The 1940-nt window shown below is 47.9% G+C and carries 2 protein-coding genes; both read left to right on the top strand.

What is annotated here, in order from left to right; genetic code table 11:
* Window positions 1-116: 116 nt before the first annotated feature.
* On the top strand, window positions 117-1313 hold the full coding sequence (locus tag C8K58_RS31835; RefSeq protein ID WP_305890835.1) for an OprD family porin: 1197 nt from the start codon (window positions 117-119) through the stop codon (window positions 1311-1313).
* Window positions 1314-1489: 176 nt separating this feature from the next.
* On the top strand, window positions 1490-1940 hold a 451-nt coding region (locus tag C8K58_RS31830), incomplete at its 3' end, for a methyl-accepting chemotaxis protein (protein ID WP_256592564.1).

Raw genomic sequence — 1940 nt, 5'->3', positions numbered from 1 at the left:
CTTGATGGCTGTCCAACCAACACGGCCGACTTGGTCGTGCAAAAAAACAAAGAAAGGAGCGTTCGAATATGTATAAAAAAATCAGCATAGTCGCCTTTACTGTTGGCATTGGCGCGATGCAGCAAAGTTTTGCAGACGAGCAATCGGATGCAGTCGGATTTATCGACGGTGCGAAATTTACCGTCAAAACCCGCAATATGTATATGAACCGGGATAATCGTGCGAGCAACGCAACCCGAAGTTATGGCGAGGAATGGGCGCAAGGCTTTGTTGGTGTATTGGAGTCGGGTTTCACACAGGGGACAGTGGGCTTCGGCGTTGACCTGCTCGGGATGTATGGCATGAAACTTGATACTGGTGGCGGTCGCTACGGCGGTGGGACTAGCCTGCTTGAGTATGATAGTCAAGGTGCCAAAGATGATTACTCCAAAGGCGGTGGCGTATTCAAGATGCGCATCTCGAATACGGTACTGAAATATGGTACCCAGACCAATGCGGTCCCAGTAGCGTATACCTCAGACAGTCGTCTACTACCGGAAACCGTTGAAGGCCTCACATTGGTCAGCAAAGAAATCAAAAACCTGAGATTGGATGCCGGTCACTTAACTGGCTTGAACTTAAAAAACCAGACGTCCCATGACAGTGGCCGGATGACGTCGGTGGACTACACCGGGGGCGTATACAAGTTCACTGATCGGCTATCGAGCAGCCTGTACTACGCAAAAACCGACGAGTATTTTCGTAAGTACTATGTAAATACCAATTACAAGTTACCGCTGGCCTCAGCCCAGTCGTTGGAGTTCGACTTTAACGCCTACGACACTAAAAGCATTGGCGAAGCGCGCAGTGGTGACCTCGATAACCGTATCTGGAGTTTGCAGGCCACCTACAACCTAGGCGCACATTCATTCTCGCTGGGGTATCAGAAGGTTTCCGGTAAAGGCGACTATGTCTACGGACCGGATGGCAATGCTAACTACTGGTTTGGCAACTCAATTCAGTATTCGGACTTCGACTACGAAGACGAGAAGTCCTTACAGGCGCGTTACGACCTTAACATGGCGCCCTTCGGCGTTCCTGGATTGAGCTTTATGACTCGCTACGTCAAGGGGTACGATTTTAAGAATGGCTCAGGCGTCGATATTGATGGCAAGGCATGGGAGCGTGACGTAGAAGCTCGCTATGTGGTGCAGAGCGGGCCGGCGAAGAATTTGTCGTTCAAAGTCCGACAAGCGAGCTACCGTAGTTCTGAGAGGGGCGGGCAACTTGATGAAGTTCGGGTGATCACGGAATACCCAATTAATATTTTTTGATACCTAATGACGTTGCCTGCCACGCAGGCGACGTCATATCGCATCCCTGATGCTGATGAGTTGCTACGTCTTCCATTAGGTTGACAGTGAAATTTTGCAGATGGTACGGCCGTTGGGTGTTAGTAGACTAGTACACTTAAGGGTAATTTTTTTTGGGGCGCAATATGATTAATACCATGCTGAGTAATATTTCTGTAAGGTCAAAACTAATACTTGGATTCGTATTGGTGATTATTCTAACTGTGCTAATAGCATTTACCGGTTGGTCAGGGATTAAAATATTAACCGAAAGAAGTGAGAGGGTTGCGGATATTGGAAAGCTCGGTGCGCTTACACGGGATATGTTGATAGGCCGCTTATCGTATACTATAAGTTATGATGCTGAGCGTGCAGCTACTTGGCTAAGCGCGATAGAAAATCTAGAAAATTACTTGGTGTATGTCCGTTCGGTTCTTCGTTCCGACTCGGATACTCTACGCCTGGAAACAGCTGCATTAGCCTTGAATCAATCTAGAAGTTACTATAATGATATTATCAGTGCAACTGGAACTATGGTGGATAATCGAACGGCCGCGGGTCAGCAAGCTGACGCTGCGGCAGACGAGCTTAGTGAATTATTTGACTTTT

This window comes from Pseudomonas sp. GV047, assembly GCF_003058245.1.
Taxonomy (GTDB): Bacteria; Pseudomonadota; Gammaproteobacteria; order Pseudomonadales; family Pseudomonadaceae; genus Aquipseudomonas; species Aquipseudomonas marginalis.
Note: the sequence above shows the minus strand (reverse complement) of the source record. Positions and strands in the feature narration are given on the sequence as shown.